At 69.7% G+C, this 244-nt stretch carries 1 protein-coding gene; it reads left to right on the top strand.

Translation table 11 applies throughout. The annotated features are described in order from the left end of the window. Nucleotides 1-86: 86 nt before the first annotated feature. A partial coding sequence (locus ACZYRU_RS27010; RefSeq protein WP_488960192.1) for a transposase occupies nt 87-244 on the top strand: 158 nt, incomplete at its 3' end.

Genomic DNA, 244 nt, shown 5'->3' on the forward strand with positions numbered 1-244 from the left:
CGCGGGCCGAAGCGGTCCGGTTGGCGACCCGGTTCCTTCAGCTGCGGGTCGAGCTGGCAGGCAACGAGAAGCAGCTTGAGCAGGTCGTGACCGCGCACGCGCCGGTCCTGCTCGAGCTGTGTGGGCTGGGGCCGTTCAACGCCGCGATCGTGTTGTCGGTGTGGTCGCACGACGGGCGGGTCCACAATGAGGCCGCCCTGGCCAAGATCGGCGGGGTGGCTCCGATCGAGGTGTCCTCGGGCAA

This window comes from Nocardioides sp. F233, assembly GCF_057813895.1.